Annotated in this window: 15 protein-coding genes and 3 tRNA genes; 4 read left to right on the top strand and 14 right to left on the bottom strand. The window is 60.0% G+C overall.

What is annotated here, in order from left to right:
• The first annotated feature begins 219 nt into the window (after positions 1 to 219).
• Positions 220 to 2,079 (top strand): ABC transporter ATP-binding protein, encoded by a 1,860-nt coding sequence (locus GSQ77_RS09135; RefSeq protein WP_158901261.1) that lies wholly within the window; start codon positions 220 to 222, stop codon positions 2,077 to 2,079.
• Positions 2,080 to 2,088: 9 nt separating this feature from the next.
• Here GSQ77_RS09135 and otsA read toward each other — a convergent pair whose 3' ends face one another.
• A complete protein-coding gene (otsA, locus tag GSQ77_RS09130) occupies positions 2,089 to 3,459 on the bottom strand; it encodes an alpha,alpha-trehalose-phosphate synthase (UDP-forming) (protein WP_158901259.1) in 1,371 nt (456 codons plus the stop codon).
• Positions 3,460 to 3,493: 34 nt separating this feature from the next.
• Positions 3,494 to 4,321: a trehalose-phosphatase gene (gene otsB / locus GSQ77_RS09125; RefSeq protein ID WP_158901257.1), complete on the bottom strand. Its 828-nt coding sequence runs from the start codon at positions 4,319 to 4,321 to the stop codon at positions 3,494 to 3,496.
• Between the two features lie 362 nt (positions 4,322 to 4,683).
• Between otsB and GSQ77_RS09120 the strand changes: the two genes are divergently transcribed.
• Positions 4,684 to 5,313: an SCO family protein gene (locus GSQ77_RS09120; protein ID WP_158901255.1), complete on the top strand. Its 630-nt coding sequence runs from the start codon at positions 4,684 to 4,686 to the stop codon at positions 5,311 to 5,313.
• A gap of 12 nt (positions 5,314 to 5,325) precedes the next feature.
• On the opposite strand, the gene GSQ77_RS09115 is transcribed toward GSQ77_RS09120, so the two are convergent.
• The 7 genes from GSQ77_RS09115 to uvrC form a co-directional block, all read right to left on the bottom strand.
• Entirely contained in the window at positions 5,326 to 5,784 is a 459-nt protein-coding gene (locus GSQ77_RS09115) for a MarR family winged helix-turn-helix transcriptional regulator (protein WP_158901253.1), read from the bottom strand.
• A 152-nt stretch (positions 5,785 to 5,936) separates the two neighbouring features.
• On the bottom strand, positions 5,937 to 6,392 hold the full coding sequence (locus GSQ77_RS09110) for a GNAT family N-acetyltransferase (RefSeq protein ID WP_158901251.1): 456 nt from the start codon (positions 6,390 to 6,392) through the stop codon (positions 5,937 to 5,939).
• 53 nt (positions 6,393 to 6,445) lie between these two features.
• A tRNA-Cys gene (locus GSQ77_RS09105) sits at positions 6,446 to 6,519 on the bottom strand.
• A gap of 72 nt (positions 6,520 to 6,591) precedes the next feature.
• Positions 6,592 to 6,667: transfer RNA gene (locus tag GSQ77_RS09100), tRNA-Gly, on the bottom strand.
• 85 nt (positions 6,668 to 6,752) lie between these two features.
• Positions 6,753 to 6,828, bottom strand: a tRNA-Gly gene (locus GSQ77_RS09095).
• A 167-nt stretch (positions 6,829 to 6,995) separates the two neighbouring features.
• Positions 6,996 to 7,622 carry a CDP-diacylglycerol--glycerol-3-phosphate 3-phosphatidyltransferase gene (gene pgsA / locus GSQ77_RS09090; protein ID WP_158901249.1) on the bottom strand — a complete coding sequence of 209 codons (627 nt, stop codon included), beginning with the start codon at positions 7,620 to 7,622 and terminating at the stop codon, positions 6,996 to 6,998.
• Positions 7,623 to 7,850: 228 nt separating this feature from the next.
• Entirely contained in the window at positions 7,851 to 10,094 is a 2,244-nt protein-coding gene (gene uvrC / locus GSQ77_RS09085; RefSeq protein ID WP_158901247.1) for an excinuclease ABC subunit UvrC, read from the bottom strand.
• 218 nt (positions 10,095 to 10,312) lie between these two features.
• Here uvrC and earP point away from each other — a divergent pair, with 218 nt between their 5' ends.
• Both earP and efp read left to right on the top strand, forming a co-directional pair.
• Complete coding sequence (earP, locus tag GSQ77_RS09080; RefSeq protein WP_158901245.1) at positions 10,313 to 11,572, top strand: elongation factor P maturation arginine rhamnosyltransferase EarP; 1,260 nt, start codon at positions 10,313 to 10,315, stop codon at positions 11,570 to 11,572.
• Between the two features lie 150 nt (positions 11,573 to 11,722).
• Complete coding sequence (gene efp, locus GSQ77_RS09075) at positions 11,723 to 12,280, top strand: elongation factor P (protein WP_158901243.1); 558 nt, start codon at positions 11,723 to 11,725, stop codon at positions 12,278 to 12,280.
• Between the two features lie 169 nt (positions 12,281 to 12,449).
• On the opposite strand, the gene nagZ is transcribed toward efp, so the two are convergent.
• From nagZ to era, 5 genes are all read right to left on the bottom strand, one after another.
• Positions 12,450 to 13,457: a beta-N-acetylhexosaminidase gene (gene nagZ, locus GSQ77_RS09070; protein ID WP_158902883.1), complete on the bottom strand. Its 1,008-nt coding sequence runs from the start codon at positions 13,455 to 13,457 to the stop codon at positions 12,450 to 12,452.
• A 181-nt stretch (positions 13,458 to 13,638) separates the two neighbouring features.
• A complete protein-coding gene (gene acpS / locus GSQ77_RS09065) occupies positions 13,639 to 14,037 on the bottom strand; it encodes a holo-ACP synthase (protein ID WP_158901241.1) in 399 nt (132 codons plus the stop codon).
• A gap of 2 nt (positions 14,038 to 14,039) precedes the next feature.
• Complete coding sequence (gene pdxJ / locus GSQ77_RS09060; protein ID WP_158901239.1) at positions 14,040 to 14,852, bottom strand: pyridoxine 5'-phosphate synthase; 813 nt, start codon at positions 14,850 to 14,852, stop codon at positions 14,040 to 14,042.
• A 90-nt stretch (positions 14,853 to 14,942) separates the two neighbouring features.
• On the bottom strand, positions 14,943 to 15,887 hold the full coding sequence (gene recO, locus GSQ77_RS09055; protein ID WP_158901237.1) for a DNA repair protein RecO: 945 nt from the start codon (positions 15,885 to 15,887) through the stop codon (positions 14,943 to 14,945).
• The gene (gene era / locus GSQ77_RS09050; protein ID WP_158901235.1) at positions 15,874 to 16,773 is read right to left on the bottom strand and encodes a GTPase Era; all 900 of its coding nucleotides are present in this window, start codon (positions 16,771 to 16,773) and stop codon (positions 15,874 to 15,876) included. The genes recO and era overlap by 14 nt, the downstream gene beginning before the upstream one ends.
• Between the last annotated feature and the right edge of the window lie 145 nt (positions 16,774 to 16,918).

Genomic DNA, 16,918 nt, shown 5'->3' with positions numbered 1-16,918 from the left:
CGGACCTGATTATCAGGGCGGTAAAATTCCTCGTAATGTGTAATTTCAAACTATTTATCTTGTTACATTGCTGAAACACTTTGCCGCCCCTTGTAGCAAGCTGATCGCGTATCTTACAGGTCCGGATTCCATGCTTTTACTGCCGCTTTTACTGCCCTTACTCCCGGCAAACGCGCGATTCCAGCCCACCTCCCGCCAGACAGCAGGCCCATCATCGATATGACAGATCGTCAGCACGCATACGTCTCACCGGCGGCCTCCTCGGTCGCTCACACCAACGCACACAATGCGCGGCTGGCGACCTATGCGAACCGCCCACTCGCATTCCTGTTTCGCTATATCCGCAAGCATCCGCTCGCGCACATCATTGTGCTGCTTAGCGTGTTTCTAGCCGTCGGGTGCTCGCTGGCGTCGCAGTATGCCATCAAACATCTGATCGACGTGCTCAGCCAGGGTCATGGTCACCTCCCCCTGGTATGGCAGGCATTCATGATCCTGGTGGGACTGATCGCGGCGGACAACATGCTATGGCGGGTCGGCGGTTGGTCCGCCGCCCACGTTTTCGTCGAGGTAACGGGCGACTTGCGGCGCGAGCTGTTCGCGTACATGAGCGGACATTCCCAGACCTATTTTTCCGAAAAGCAGCCTGGCACCTTATCGAGCCGTATTACAGCCACCTCGAACGCGATCTACACGGCCGAGAACACCATGGCGTGGAACGTATTGCCCCCGTGTATCGCGGTGACAGGCGCGATCATCATGATCGTCGCGGTGAATCCGTTGATGGCGGGTTGCCTGCTGCTGTCCTCGCTGATCCTGGCGGCTATCCTGTTCAAGCTGGCGGGACGTGGCACCAAGCGACACCATACGTTTGCGTACAAAGCGGCGGCCGTGGATGGCGAGTTGGTCGACGTGATCGGCAACATGCCGCTGGTGCGGGCCTTCGGCGCCGTATTTCGCGAACAGAACCGCTTTGGCAATACCGTCAAGGGCGAGATGGACGCGCGCCGCGAGAGCCTGCTTTACCTTGAAAAACTACGGCTTCTGCATGCGTTTATCACCGCGCTGCTGTCCGCTGCCCTGCTCGGCTGGTCGCTGATGCTATGGGAGCGCGGTGCCGCCACAACCGGCGATATCGTGCTGGTCAGCTCGTTAGGCTTCACCATTTTGCACGGCACACGTGACCTCGCCGTTGCGCTCGTCGACGTGACGCAGCACGTGGCGAGGCTCGCCGAAGCGGTCAAAACGCTGCTCGAGCCGCACGGCATGCCTGATCACGCCGAGGCCGTGCCACTTTCAGCCGGCGGCGGGCGCGTCGATTTCGAGCACGTGCAGTTCGCCTATCCACGCCGCAAGGCTATCCTGCAGCAGTTCGATTTGCATATTGAACCGGGCCAGCGCGTCGGGCTGATCGGCAAGTCGGGCGCCGGCAAATCGACCGTGGTGTCGCTGCTGCAGCGTTACTACGAAGTCCAGGGTGGTTCGATCAAGATCGACGGTCAGGATATCTCACGTATTACGCAGGACAGCCTGCGTAATACGATCGCGCTGGTGCCGCAGGATATTTCGCTGTTTCACCGTACCGTCCTGGAAAACATTCAGTATGGCCGCCCCGATGCTTCCGCGGAGGAAGTGATGGCGGCCGCGCGCGAAGCACGTTGTGCCGAATTCATCGAGGCCATGCCCGAAGGCTACAACACGATGGTTGGCGACCGTGGCGTCAAGCTTTCGGGTGGCCAACGTCAGCGTATTGCAATTGCCCGGGCAATTCTGAAAAACGCGCCCATCCTGCTGCTCGACGAAGCCACTTCGGCGCTCGACAGTGCATCGGAAGAAGCGATTCAGATCGCACTCGACCGGTTAATGCAAGGCCGCACTGTGATCGCGATCGCGCACCGGCTATCGACCCTGCAAAACTTCGACCGCATTATCGTGATGAACGGCGGAAAAGTATTGGACGACGGCTCGCCCGAACAACTGCGTGATCGACCCGGCCTGTACCGGGATCTATTGACGCGTCAGCTAGGCACCGGCGCCGAAACGGGGCACTCTGCCAATCTCACGGAAGGCGTGGTCTGATTTGACCGATCAGCGGTTGCGTAGATCGGTCAAGAACCGGTCGCGCCACACCGACACATTGTTGGCGCGCAACTCGGCCATCATGTCCTCGTAGCGTGCGCGGCGTTCCGCCAGCGACATGCTCAGAGCAAGATCGAGCGCATCGGCCATTCCCGCCAGATCCATCGGATTGACGATGAGCGCGCCCGTCAGCGCCTGAGCGGCGCCGGCAAAACGCGACAGCACCAGCACGCCCGGATCCTCCGGATCCTGCGCCGCCACATATTCCTTTGCGACCAGATTCATGCCGTCCCGCAGCGGTGTGACGAAACCCACCTGCGCAGCTCGGAACAACGAGGCCAGCGTGTCGCGCTCGTATTGCCGATGAATGTAGCGAATCGGCGTCCAGTCGAGTTCGGCGAACTTGCCGTTGATGCGACCAGCCTCGGTTTCGAGTTGCGAGCGAATCTGTTGATAGGCATTGACGTCGGAACGGGTCGGCGGAGCAATCTGCAACAGCGACACGTGATTGCGATACGCCGGCGCTTGCTCCAGCAGTTTCTCGAAGGCCCGGAAGCGCTCGACCAGCCCCTTGGAGTAATCGAGCCGGTCGACCGCCATGATCAGCTTGCGGTCATGTAGCGTTTGCTTGAGTATCTGCACCGGCTTGCGGCTCGCCCCCGCTTGCGCGAGCTCCGCGATCTCGTCCGGATAGATGCCGATCGGATAAGCGCCCGCGCGCAACGTGCGGCCGAATGCGGTCACCAGGCCATCGGGTTGGGCGGTCCCCCGCCCCTCATGCACGATATAGTCGACGAACGACCGCAGATCAGCCGGGGTCTGGAAGCCGACCAGATCATAGCAGCACAGCGCCTTGACCAGAGCTTGGTGCGGCGGCACGGTCGTGAGAATTTGCGCGGGCGGGAACGGGATATGCAAAAAGAAGCCGATGCGGTTCTTGACGCCCGCGGCGCGCAGCGCTTCGGCAAACGGAATCAGGTGATAGTCGTGCACCCAGATTACATCGTCGGGCAACAGCAAGGGCAGCAGTTGCTGCGCGAGCCAACTATTGACGCGTTTATAACCGTCGAATTCGTGACGGTAATATTGGGTCAAGTCAGTGCGAAAATGAAATGTCGGCCACAGCGTCGCGTTTGAAAAACCACGGTAGTACTGATCATAGTCGCGCCGCGATAGGCCGATGGTTGCGAACGTGACCGGGCCGCGCTCGTCGAGTTTGATTTGCGCCTGGTCATGCGCGAGAATTTCGCCCGACCAGCCGAACCACATACCGCCAGTCTCCTTGAGCGCATCATAGACGCCAACCGCGAGTCCTCCGGCGGCAGGACCGCCTTCGGAAATCGGCGCAACCCGGTTGGACACGATAATCAAGCGGCTCATCGATCGACTCTTTTAGCGAAGTGCGGGTCTGGCATCAGGGTTGCAACGGGGCTTGCGGCGATGTTTGCACCGAGGTTTGCGGCTGTGCCAAGTAAGCCAGCACGATCTGCTCGAGCCACTTATACAAGCGTGTGACCGAATCGACCCGCGTCATGGCGCACGTAGCCCCCTCGCCCACTTTGATCGACAACCCGCCCAGCGCATTGACGGCGGCAAAACCCGCTTCGTCGGTGACGTCGTCTCCGGCAAAGCAGGGTGTGCGGCCCATGAATGGCGGCTTGCCGAGCAAGCCCGTGATCGCACGCCCCTTGTTGACGCCTGCCGGCTTGATCTCGAAAACCATTTTGCCGGCTTGTAACGCGAACGCGTCGCCATATTCGACGATCAATTGTTCGATGGCGGCTCGCGCCACGGCTTCCTTGTCCGGTACATTGCGGTAATGCAGCGCGAGCGAAGCCGCCTTGGTTTCAAGCAACAAGCCGGGGTTGGCGGCGACCACCTCGGACAGCGTTTCCGCCATCTCGGCGAGACGCGGGTCGGCCGTGAACTCGCGCACCACCTCGCCTTGTGCATCGCGCCATTCTGCGCCGTGCAAGCCGGCTACCGGCAACACCAGGGGCGACAGCATCGCGTCGATGTTCTCGATCGAACGCCCCGAGACTATGGCTACCGCACCGCCAGATAAATCGGCCAGGGCCGCCAGCAAATGCTTGAGCGAATCGGGGACAACGACGGCATCGGGAGTGGCCGCCAACTCAACCAGCGTGCCGTCGAAATCCAGAAAAAATGCAGCGTGCTGCACCACCAGTGCGGCATGAGTGGCACTGACTAGGTAATCTGAACCAGACTCGTGAGTCGGCATATCGGTCGTGCTCCGGGTCGGGAATCGGCGCGGGTGAAGCGCATCATAAAAAGTGTGTGCAGTCGCATGTGCAACCGGGCGGCGCGCAGGCCACCCGATGCGTCATGGCGCTTTACGGCGCAACGCATCCACGGCCTGCATCTTACCGCGCTTTCGCGCTTTTTTGCGACAAGCCCACGAGGCAAATGGGGCGAGTCGCGCCACAGGTGCGACGGCAAGCCGCAGCGCTTCTTTGTCTGCTTACCTCGCGTTGACCGAGTACATGCGCTATATTTTGCGCAGGCTTCAGCCTACCCGGCCTATCCACTCCTCGCTTTGCGGCTCATCGTAACGTGTGCCGCCCCGCTCAACTATCAAGCACGATGCCCGCACTGTCCCCTCACCTTAAGCATGCACTGCGCCGCGCCGCCGGCTGGCTGGCACTTGGCCTACTCGCCGCAAGTCTGGGCGCCTGCTCGAAAGCGCCGCCGGACTGGAAGCTCACCAATGTGAGCGGCCATTTACCCGACCTGACTTTCAACCTGATTTCCGACGAGAATCGGCCGATCACGCAAGCCGCGTTCAAAGGCGACGTGGTGCTGATGTACTTCGGCTATACGTTTTGCCCCGACGTCTGCCCGGAAACAATGGCGCGCCTGACCCAGGCGGTTCAGCAGCTCGGTCCCCAGGGGCGGCGGGTGCGCATTGTGTTTATCACGGTCGATCCGCGCCGCGATACACCGCCGGCGCTGCACGCCTACGTCAAGGCGTTCGATGCGGAGCATGCGGTTGGGCTGACGGGCCCGAGTCGCTCAATCGAAGAGCTTGCGCGCGAGTACCGCGTCGCTTATGAGCTGGAAACGCCGCGCGCGGACGGCAGCTACGACGTCACGCATAGCTCGGCAATTTACGTATTCGATGGCGCAGGACATGCGCAACTGATGGCGACCGAAAGCGACTCGGTCGACGCCCTGGTGCACGACCTACGGATACTGACGAACCAGCCCAGTTAATTTTGACGCCTACTACTGTACGTCGTGGAATTCGAGGTCACGCACTTTAAACGCGCTGCTCAATGATTTCAACTCGGCGCGGTGCAGGGCCGCCAACTTGGTCAGGCAACGTATGCCGCGCTCCTCGAGATGCACCTCGACCTGGCGCCGATCATGTTCACTGGGCTTACGCTTCACCAATCCCAACGCCTCGCAGCGCGAGACCAGCGCCACCACGCCATGCGGCTGAAGCTGCAGGCGCTCGGCCAATTCGCCGATGTGTGCCCAGTCCCGCCCCGGAAATCCTTTGATATGCAGCAAGATCAGGTATTGCTGCGGCGTGATGCCCTCGTCGTGGGCGGCCTCTTCGCTAAAGCGCAGAAAACGGCGCAACTGATAACGAAATTGCGACAGAACTTCGAAGTCGTGTTTGGTTATTTTTGGCTTGGCGGTATCATCGACTACCGGCTTGGGCGTGAGATGTTTGGACATGGCTGAGACCTCGGAAACCAAGCTAGCGTTGATCGAGAACAAAAAATATATCACAATGCGATATATTTTTCTGTTACGCCATATTACCGACCTCCCAATAAAGCCCGATTAGAACCCGAGTGACACCCGCGATTGAAACCCGCTCGCGCGATTCAGCGGCGCTGCATCCAGAGATGTTCGATACCGTCCTCGATATGAACTTCCGAATCGGCGTTGAAGCCATAGGCCGCGTAAAAGCGCTGCAGACGCGCCTGAGCGTGTAGACGGATCGGCGCCTCGGGCCATTGCAGCGCAATCCTGGCAAGCGCCTGCTCAAGCAAGGCATTGCCTAAGCCGCGTCCGCGATAAGCCTGTGTGGTCAGTACGCGCCCGATCTGCACGCTAGGATCCTGGGCATGCGGCACAAGGATCCGGGCACAGGCAGCCAGTGGCGTATGTGCGAGATCCGCATCGACCCCGTACAAGTGCCATGCCTGACGATCGAGGCCATCGAGATCGGTATAGAGGCATTGCTGCTCCATCACGAACACCGCACTACGAGCCGCGAGCATTTCATACAGCTCGTCGACGCTCAGTGCTGCGAAAAATTTCCAGTGCCATTCGATCATGGTATTGACTCGTGCTGAAACGAAAAAAACCACCCGCGAGGGTGGCTTTATCTTGGAGGCGCGAGCCGGAGTCGAACCGACCTACACGGATTTGCAATCCGGTGCATAACCGCTTTGCTATCGCGCCGCAATCTGAACTGCTGGATGACGCCTCAGGCGTATGACCAACTAAAAGGGGAAGCGATGCTTCCCCGGAATCTGGAGCGGGAGACGAGGCTCGAACTCGCGACCTCAACCTTGGCAAGGTTGCGCTCTACCAACTGAGCTACTCCCGCATTGACGGCCTGCATGCGCCGACGACTACTGTTTGCTACGCCAACTTGCCTGCTACTTCTACTATGACCCACTACTGTGACCCGATGGAGCGGGAGACGAGGCTCGAACTCGCGACCTCAACCTTGGCAAGGTTGCGCTCTACCAGCTGAGCTACTCCCGCCCTGTGTCACCTTCATTCTGCATGCGTGCCACCCACATGCAAATTGCCGTACTGCCCTTTGAAACCAACCGCGTTTGTCTTGCCTGCGCTACAACAAACGCGAGAACGAGATTATGAATAACGCAGCCACATGTGTCAAGCGTGATGCAACGAAGATACGCGACACATCACGTGCGTAGCTTCTTGCGCTCTTCGACCAGATCGGTTTTCTCTCGGATCATCGGCCACGCAAGCTTCATGTAATAAAGCATCGACCAGATGGTCAGGATCGCCGCCAACACGATTAGCCAGGTGCCCCACACCTTCAGGTCGATCGACCAGCCGGGCACCAGGAAATCCAGGTGCACAGGACCGTAGTAGAGCAGCAGCGGTATCGCCGTCATCTGCGCTGCCGTCTTGAGCTTGCCCAGCGAATTCACCGCCACGCTTTTCGAGGCGCCCAGTTGCGCCATCCACTCGCGCAACGCGGAGATCGCGATCTCGCGGCCCACGATCACAAGGGCAATCGCTGCGTTCAGCCGTGAAAACTGCACCAGCACCAGCAACGCCGCGGTGACCATCAACTTGTCGGCAACCGGATCGAGAAACGCGCCAAACGCGGAAGTTTGATTGAGTTTCCGGGCAAGATAACCGTCGAACCAGTCGGTCAGCGCTGCCAACACGAAGATAGTGGCAGCAGCCAGGTTACGATCGTGTTCGGCCAGCGAGCTATCCGGGAAAAAGAGGACGCCCACCACCAGCGGTATCAGCACGATACGCAACCACGTCAGAAAAATCGGCAAGTTGAACGGCATGGGGCAAACGTAACGTGGAGAGTGAGGCTGTCATTGTGCCGCCACAAGCAGGCGCGGACAAGGCGAATAAACGGCAAATGCGGGCCAGAGAGCTCGTCTACTGTGCATAGAGCGCTCCGGGGTCAGCTAAAACCGCCTATCGGCGGTCATTTCGGCCCGTTGACCCTGTTGCCGCTTGTGTATCTTAAGGACCCAATGAGGGGGCCAATGCGTGGGCGAACACGGTGATCAATGCAACTGCCGGTGAATTTGCTCGGCCAGCGCGGGCGAGATGCCCTCGACACTGGCGAGATCCTCCACGCTCGCGGACATGACGCCGCGCAAACCGCCAAAGCGCGCCAATAGACGCTGACGGCGTTTTGCGCCGATGCCCTCCAGCTCTTCGAGCCGCGAGGTCTGACGCGTCTTGGCCCGCTTTGCGCGCATACCGGTAATGGCGAAGCGGTGCGCTTCGTCGCGAATCTGCGCGATCAGCATCAGCGCGGCACTGTCTTTGCCCAGTTCCAGCGCCGGCCGTCCGTCGGCGAATACCAGCGTTTCCAGCCCGACCTTGCGACCTTCACCCTTCGCGACACCGACCAGCAAGCCAATGTCGAGCCCCAGCTCGGCGAACACTTGGCGGGCAATTTCGACCTGCCCTTTGCCACCGTCGATCAGCACGATGTTAGGCAGGACGACCCCGACTGGGGACGTGTCGTCGCTCTCGCCGCGATCGGCCGGCGGCGAAACCTCGTTGGCGGCAACATCGCTTGCATCGCTTGCATCGATGACATCGGTGGCTTCGGTGGCGTCACCCGCCTTGTCCGCCGACATGTCCGCCTCCTGATGAGCACGTTCGTAAGCCGCCTGATTTGCCGTGTCGGCTGCGCTTTGCGTGGCCGCAACGGCCGCCACCTGCGCCACCATCTTCTCGTAGCGGCGAGTGAGCACCTGCCGCATCGCCGCGTAGTCGTCACCCGGTGTAATGCCAGTGATGTTGTATCGACGGTACTCACCCGACTGCATCTTGTGATGATGGAACACCACGCAAGACGCCTGCGTCGCCTCGCCCATCGTGTGGCTGATGTCGAAACATTCCACGCGCAGAACAGCCAGGTCGTCGAGCTCCATCCCGAGGGTTTCGGCCAGCGCACGGGTACGTGCACGCTGCGAGCCCTGCTCCGACAAGAGCTGGGCGAGCGCGAGCTGCGCATTGTTTTCGGCCATCGTCAACCAGGCCCGTCTCTGCCCTTGTGGCTGCCTGACGATGCTGACCCGCTGGCCGCTGCGCTCGGCGAGCAGGGCCGCGAGCGCACGATTCGCGAGCGCGTGATTGACGATCAATACCGGCGGCACCCGGTGGTCAAGATAATGTTGGCCGATAAAAGCCTCGAGCACCTCGATTTCGAGTGCATGGGCGTGCGTATCGACAAGCTCATGGATGGACTCCTCTGCCACCTCATCCACGCCCGCTGTCGTCGTTGCGCCATTTGCGGTCAAACTCGCCGTCGCTTCAGGTATCGCATCCGCCACCACACCCGGCACCGCATCGCCGGCCTGCGCGCCCTGCGGCTCTACCTCGCCGGGTGGCGCATCGGGCAGGTTCTCGCCGGTCAGCGCCTGGTCCAGATGCGCCGGGAAATAAGCTCGATCGCCCAGATGCCGGCCGCCGCGCACCATCGCCAGATTCACGCAGATTCGGCCTCCGTGCGCCACCACTGCAAGAATATCGGCGTCGTTCTCGCCCCCCGTTTCGACCGCCTGCTGGTGCAACACGGCCGACAGCGCGCTCATCTGATTACGCACCGCCGCCGCCTGCTCGAACTTCAGCTCAGACGCATAGCCATGCATCTTCACCTCAAGCTCTTTCATGACTTCCTGCTGCTGGCCGTTCAAAAAACGCGCGGCGTTCTGTGCATCGCGATGGTAATCGTCAACGCTGATTGCACCCACGCAGGGCGCGGAACATCGCTGAATCTGATGCAACAGGCAGGGCCGCGTGCGGTTGGTGAAAACCGAGTCCTCGCAGGTGCGCAACTGGAATACCCGCTGCAGGATCTGGATACTTTCTTTCACAGCCCAGGCGCTGGGGAACGGCCCAAAATACTGATGCTTGCGATCCACCGAGCCGCGGTAATACGCCATACGCGTATAGGTATGACCTGTAAGCTTCAGGTACGGATACGATTTGTCGTCGCGAAACAAGATGTTGTATCGCGGCGCCAGCGTCTTGATCAAGTTGTTTTCGAGTAGCAGCGCCTCGGCTTCGGAGCGCGTCACCGTGGTTTCCAGACGCGCGATGCGCGACACCATCATCGCAATGCGCGGCGACAATTGGGTCTTGGTGAAATAGCTGGAAACGCGTTTTTTCAAATCGCGTGCCTTGCCGACATACAGCACGTTGCCCAACGCATCGTAGTAACGATACACGCCAGGCAAATGCGGCAGTTTGGCCAAGTGAGACTTGGGCTTGAACTCTTCGGTAGCTGACATGCAGTGCAACGGTCTCTGAAACGCAGCGCCGTGTTTAAACCGCGGCTGCAGTCCCGCTTAGGGGATGCTTTAAAATAATGGCTGAAATCGATTTACCCCTTAGTGTAGATCAATCGGCAGGCCTCGCCCATATGTGCCGTCCATACTTGCCGCCCAAACGTACCTAAGATATTTACCTAAGCGGCCCCTTCACCTGCCTAATTGCCCCAGCTGCGTTTATGCTCAGACAGCACCCTTGCTCCTCCCCTGGTGACGCTTCCTTGCGCTGCGATATTTTCTGCACGGTCATCGATAATTTCGGCGATATCGGGGTGTGCTGGCGCTTGGCGCGTCAACTCGCGCACGAGCACGGCTGGCAAGTGCGGCTGTGGGTCGACGATCTGCAGGCGTTCGCGCGGCTGTGCCCGCAGATCGACGTCGATCTGCAGCGCCAACAGGTCGGCGCCGTGGATATACGGCATTGGTCGCGCGAAGATCCCACGGCCCGGTTTGACGACGACTGCGCGCAGGTCGCCATCGAAGCATTCGGCTGCGAACTGCCGCAAGCGTATTTACTGAAGATGGCCGCACGTGCCAAAGACGGCCAGCCACCTGTCTGGATCAACCTCGAATACCTGAGCGCCGAGGATTGGGTCGCGGCGTTTCATTTGCAACTGTCGCAGCATCCACGATACCCATTACGCAAGACCTTTTTCTTCCCCGGCTTGCGGCGCGGCAGCGGCGGCGTGTTACGCGAACGCGGCTTGGCCGAGGCACGCCAGCACCTGTTGCAATCCGCCCCGGACCTCGCCAGGCTATGGCAATCGCTCGGGGTGCCCGCACCGCCTGTGCACGCGACGGTAGTGTCGCTGTTCGGCTACGAAAACCCCGCCCTACCCGCTCTGCTGGCCGCGTGGCGCGATGGGCCCGACGCACTGGTGTGCCTGGTGCCGCAAGGTCGCATTTCGGCCGACGTCGCGCGCTTTTTCGAGCGGGATGCGGGTCGAGGTGCGGGTCGGAATACCGGCCAAGGTGCCGATAGCAATGCCGGTCACGATATATCCGGCGTCGGGCAATCGCACGAGGCCGGCGCGCTGACCGTACATGCGATTCCTTTCACCGAGCAGAGTGCTTACGATAAATTGTTGTGGGCCTGCGATCTGAATTTCGTGCGCGGCGAAGATTCGTTCGTGCGCGCTCAGTGGGCGCAACGTCCCTTCGTCTGGCATATTTACCCACAAGCGGATGCGGCCCACCTGCCCAAGCTCGACGCCGCGCTCGATTGTTACGGGGCCGCATTGCCTGCCGACGCCCGCCTAGCATTAAGCGCGTTTTGGCACGCCTGGAACGCTGGCGACGCAAGCCGCCTGGATTGGCCCGAATTCTGGCGACACCGCGCCGCCCTGAACGCGCACGCGACGCAATGGCCTGCGGAACTGGCAGCGCTGGGCGACCTTGCCGGGAATCTGGCGGAATATACCGAAAATCAGTTAAAATAGGCGGTTATTCAAAAGCTTACCTGCTGCCGGGTTGCTTGGGCTTAACTGCCGAGCCAGTTTGTACGCAGCGGTAGCCGCGACACCTCGCCGAACTGGCGAATGCAACACACGACTAACTGATCTGAACCGAACATATAGGACCGTTTTTTTATGAAGAGCGCACAGGAACTCCGCACTGGCAACGTTGTAATGATCGGTAGCGATCCGATGGTCGTGCAGAAAGCCGAATACAATAAATCGGGCCGCAACTCCGCTGTGGTCAAAATGAAGTTCAAGAATTTGTTGACTGCCGCGCCGATGGAATCGGTTTACAAGGCCGACGAAAAATTCGACGTGGTCCAACTTGAGCGTCGCGAAGTGACTTACTCGTATTTCGCCGACCCGATGTACGTGTTCATGGACGCGGACTACAACCAATACGACGTCGACCAGGAAAACCTGGGCGATGCACTGAGCTACCTCGAAGACGGCATGCCCTGCGATGTCGTGTTCTACAATGACAAAGCGATCTCGGTCGAATTGCCGACCACGGTTGTGCGTGAAATCATCTACACGGAACCGGCTGTCAAGGGCGATACCTCGTCGGGCAAGGTGCTGAAGACGGCCAAGATGGCAACTGGCCTCGAAGTGCAAGTGCCGCTGTTCTGCGGCATTGGCGACAAGATCGAAATCGATACGCGTACCGGCGAATACAAAAGCCGCGCTTAAGCGAATCAGCTTGAATGCAAAAATGCCCCTTTCGAGGGGCATTTTTTTCGGCTATCCGCGCGGCGATAAAACCTTAGTCAGTATCGCCCAGTATTCCCCGCAGTATCCCCGTTGAGGCTCGCCGCCAACGGTCCACCCATACCGGCCGCGCATGCACGCCAAAACGGCGTTACCCCAGCACTTGCCGGATCTGTGTGAGCGCACTCAGATACTCCGGCTGACGCGGCAGTTTGCTCCAGCGAGGCGAGCGTCCGCGTGCCTTCATTTGCTTGATGCGCCGCTGTCCACCGCCGCGCGCCACCGGCGGCTTCAGCCCGGCCAGCAGCTCGTCGGCGCTAGCCGGCTGGTTGCACACCAGCACCATGTCGCAACCGGCATGCAATGCGGCCTCGGCCGATTGCACTACTCCGCCAGCCGTGCGAGCGCCTTCCATCGATAGATCATCGCTGAAAATCAAACCGTTGAACCCAAGCTGGTCACGCAGAATATTTTGCAGCCAGATCCGCGAGAAACCGGCCGGTTTGTCGTCGACCTGCGGATAAACCACATGCGCGGGCATGATGGCCGACAGCGACAAGCCCAACCACGAGTAGGGCTGTGCATCGGCACCCAGGATTTCGGCCAGCGGACGTGGATCAACCGGCATCGCGAGGTGCGAATCGGCTTCGACAAACCCATGCCCCGGGAAATGTTTGCCGCAGTTGGCCATGCCAGCGAGCGCCAAACCATGGTTCAGGCTTTTTGCCAACAAGGTCACCACGCGGGGATCGCTATGCAAGGATCGGTCGCCGATTACTTTCGAAACGCCGTAATCGAGATCGAGCACCGGCGTAAAACTCAAATCGACGCCTGCGGCACGAAGCTCACATCCAATCACGTAGCCAATCGAGGTGGCCACGCGGGTCGAGAGCAGAACGTCCTCGTCCCATAGCTCGCCTAGCTTGCGCATCGGCGGCAATGTTGTGAAACCATCGCCGCGAAAGCGTTGTACTCGTCCGCCTTCGTGGTCGACCGCGATCAGGATATCGTCGCGCAACGCGCGGATCTCTTCGGTCAGCGCTGCCAACTGGACGCGGTTTTCGTAGTTGCGCGCGAACAGGATCACGCCCCCGGTCAGCGGATGCGCGATACGGCGCATATCGTCTTCGTTCAGGGACAAGCCGACAACATCCAGCATGACGGGGCCAGGGGTAGGTTTTAAAACGTCCACAGAATGATTCCTTTTGATAAGTAGACGAAGCCTTGTCTTTGGCCTCGCTTTTGGCTCTTGGGCAACGCCCACCGCGCGTTTGCATGGTGCTCGGTGCGTGATGATTGCGACATCCGGCGTCGCAGTACACGCCGCGGGGTAGCTCAGATCAGTCCGTTTGTGCAATCACGAAAGCGACCGCATAATCGCGCTCGTCCGTGATGCTGATTTTTGCGCTCAGGCCGCGTTCTGCCATCCAGGTTTCAAGCTCCCCGCTCACCACAACCAGCGGCGCGCCGCTCGGTGCATTGAGGGTCTGCATGGCGCGCCACGTCATTGGCCAGCGCATGCCCAGCCCGATCGCCTTGGAAAAAGCCTCCTTGGCGGCGAAGCGCGTCGCCAGAAATGCCAGCCCACGCGCCGCCGAGCGCTGTGCTCGCCCATGATATTTTTCGAGCTCCTGAGGGCCCAGCACACGCGCCGCAAACCGGCCCTGCGTGCGCTCCATGACGCCCGAGATCCGGTCGATCTGGATGATATCGGTCCCCACGCCGTAGATGTCCGGCATGCTCAGCTCCGCGCTGCAAGATTGGGATCAAACCCGGCATCAAACCCGGTACCAAGGCGGGTACCGAGACGCGCCGCCACCATGATGGCTTTCATCTCGCGCACTGCGTTTTCCCAACCGGCGAATACCGCATGGGCGACGATGGCATGCCCGATGTTCAGTTCCGAGATACCGTCCAGCGCCGCGATCGGCTGCACATTGGTGTAATGCAAGCCATGTCCGGCATTGACCCTGAGCCCGAGCGAAAGGCCCAATGCGATGCACGGCATCAAGCGCTCAATCTCGCGCTGCTGCTGCGCCGGCTCGTGCGCCTCGGCGTAACGCCCGGTATGCAATTCGATGACGGTTGCCCCACTCTCATGCGCGGCACGAATCTGTTCGGTTTCGGGATCGATAAACAGCGAAATCCGCGAACCAGCGGCGCTCAGTTGAGCGACTGCCGCGCGCACTTGCTCAAAATGGCCCGCGACATCGAGCCCGCCCTCGGTGGTCAGCTCCTGACGTTTTTCCGGAACCAGACACACGTCCTGGGGACGCACCTGACACGCGATGTCGAGCATCTCCTGGGTCACCGCGCACTCCAGATTCATGCGCGTGAGCAGCTGCGGGCGGATCGCCCACAGATCGGCATCGCGAATATGTCGCCGATCTTCGCGCAGATGCAGCGTAATGACATCCGCACCGGCCTGCTCGGCGAGTAAAGCTGCGCGCAGCGGATCCGGGTAGGCGGTGCCGCGCGCATTGCGCAAGGTCGCAACGTGATCGATATTGACGCCCAGATCGATTAGTGCGGGCGGCGTAGCGTATGGATTCATCGAATTTCCAGAATCAGTAAAGGCCGAATGACGGCGACAACGGGTTGATCTGCGAGTTGAGCCACAAGTTGAGCCACAAGTTGAGCCAGTTTATAGATTTTGTAGATCGATCAAGATCTGGCGCGTATTCAAAGGCACGCCACCCAGATAAAAATTGAGTAGAAAGCGCATCAGCGTTTTGCTTTGCGTCACGGTTTGAGCGCGCGAGTAATCGTCGCTTTCCATGTCGAGCAGCGTCTGGCCCGCCACCTTCGGCAGTTCGGCGGGGGTCTGCGGTCCCGCTTCGCGCACGCCGCGGTCGGGTTCGAACACGTAGACGCGCTCGGCCAGCACCGGCTCGTGGTCACGGGCAGTACGATCGAAGGCAACGGCGTACCCGGTTTCGCGCAAAAGGACGCGTTCGAACGAACGTAGTACCTGCACCGGCGGTTCGTCATGCGCAAGCCGGCTGAGTGTGAGCACGTAGTGATCGAACAGGCGTTCGTGCGCATCCTCGCGAGCACAGAATTTGACCAGCAACTCATTGACGTAAAAACCGCACAGGAGCGCGTCGCCTGTGAGCGGCAGCATGCCCCCGACCCATTCGGCTTTGGTCAACGTGCGGACTTCGGATTTTCCCGACCACGACAGCGCGAGCGGCTGGAACGTTTGCAAGGCGCCGCGTAGCGCCGAATGCGGACGCTTGGCGCCCTTGGCCACCAAAGCAATGCGCCCATGATCGCGGCTGAACACGTCGATGATGAGGCTGGTTTCGCGGTGCGCATAGCTATGCAGCACAAAGCCTGGCTGTTCGCCGATCCGGTGTGCCTGGCGCGTTGTGGCGTACGAGGCGCCTTCCTGCGGCTCCCGTGTGCCTGTGGATGCACGAGCGGATGCACGAGCGCGAGTACGCTTGGGCGCAGTATCCGCGTCGTGGGCTGCCGGGTCGTGGGCTGCGGCCGGCTGCGCCAATACCGCTTCAGGCTGAAGCTCCGACAACAATTCGTCTGTGGTCAGGCTCAGCGGTTCAGATGCGTAGGCCTCACTCGTACCCATAGGCTCTCAGGCCGGCTTCGTTGTCTGCCCAACCGCTCTTCACCTTGATGAAGACTTCCAGATACACCGGTCCATCGAACATCTTTTCCATGTCCAGACGTGCGTCGGTATTGATCTGCTTGAGTTTGGCGCCTTTTTGGCCAATGATCATCGCCTTATGCGTATCGCGATCGACGAGGATGGACGCAAATATGCGGCGTAAGCGGCCTTCTTGTTCGAATTTCTCGATCACCACGGTACTGGTATAGGGCAACTCGTCGCCAGTCCAACGAAACACCTTTTCGCGCAGGATTTCCGCGGCAAGAAAGCGCTCGCTGCGATCGGTGAGGTCGTCCTCGCCATATATCGGCTCGCCTGCAGGTAAGTAGGGCAACAAGGTCGCGAGCAAATGGTCGATGTCGGCGGGCGTTTTGGCGGACATCGGCACAATTTCGCGGAAATCGCGCAATGCGCCCATTTCCTGCAGAAAGGGAAACAAAGTTTCCTTATCGGAAATGCGGTCGACTTTATTGGCCACCATCAGCAACGGTGCGGCTTTTGGAATCAGATCGAGCACTTGCTGATCATCGGGTCCGAAACGGCCCGCTTCGACGACAAACAGCACGACATCGACAGAACCGAGCGTGGACGTGACGGCCCGGTTCAGCGAACGATTCAGGGCACTGCCGTGGCGCGTTTGAAAACCCGGCGTATCGACAAAAATGTACTGGGCCTGCTCGATCGTACGGATGCCGGTGATGCGGTGCCGCGTGGTCTGCGCTTTGCGCGAGGTAATGCTGACCTTCTGGCCGACCAGTGCGTTCATCAACGTCGATTTGCCGACGTTGGGGCGTCCTACGATTGCGATCATGCCGCAGTGGAAATCGGATTCAGAAGGTGCGTTCATCGAATTCAGTAAAAAAATAGGGCCGGGCACGGATGTGCTCAACGGTTGTCGCCTTCGGTCGCAGGAGCGGTTGCGCTCGCCAGGGCTTCTTTCGAAGCCGCGCCTAATGCTGCCGTGACGGTGGTATGGGTCGCTGGCGCGGCTT

The sequence above is a fragment of the Burkholderia sp. L27(2015) genome (assembly GCF_009765705.1).
Taxonomy (GTDB): Bacteria; Pseudomonadota; Gammaproteobacteria; order Burkholderiales; family Burkholderiaceae; genus LMUX01.
The sequence above is the reverse complement of the archived record's forward strand: the minus strand, read 5'-3'. Positions and strand labels throughout refer to the sequence as shown.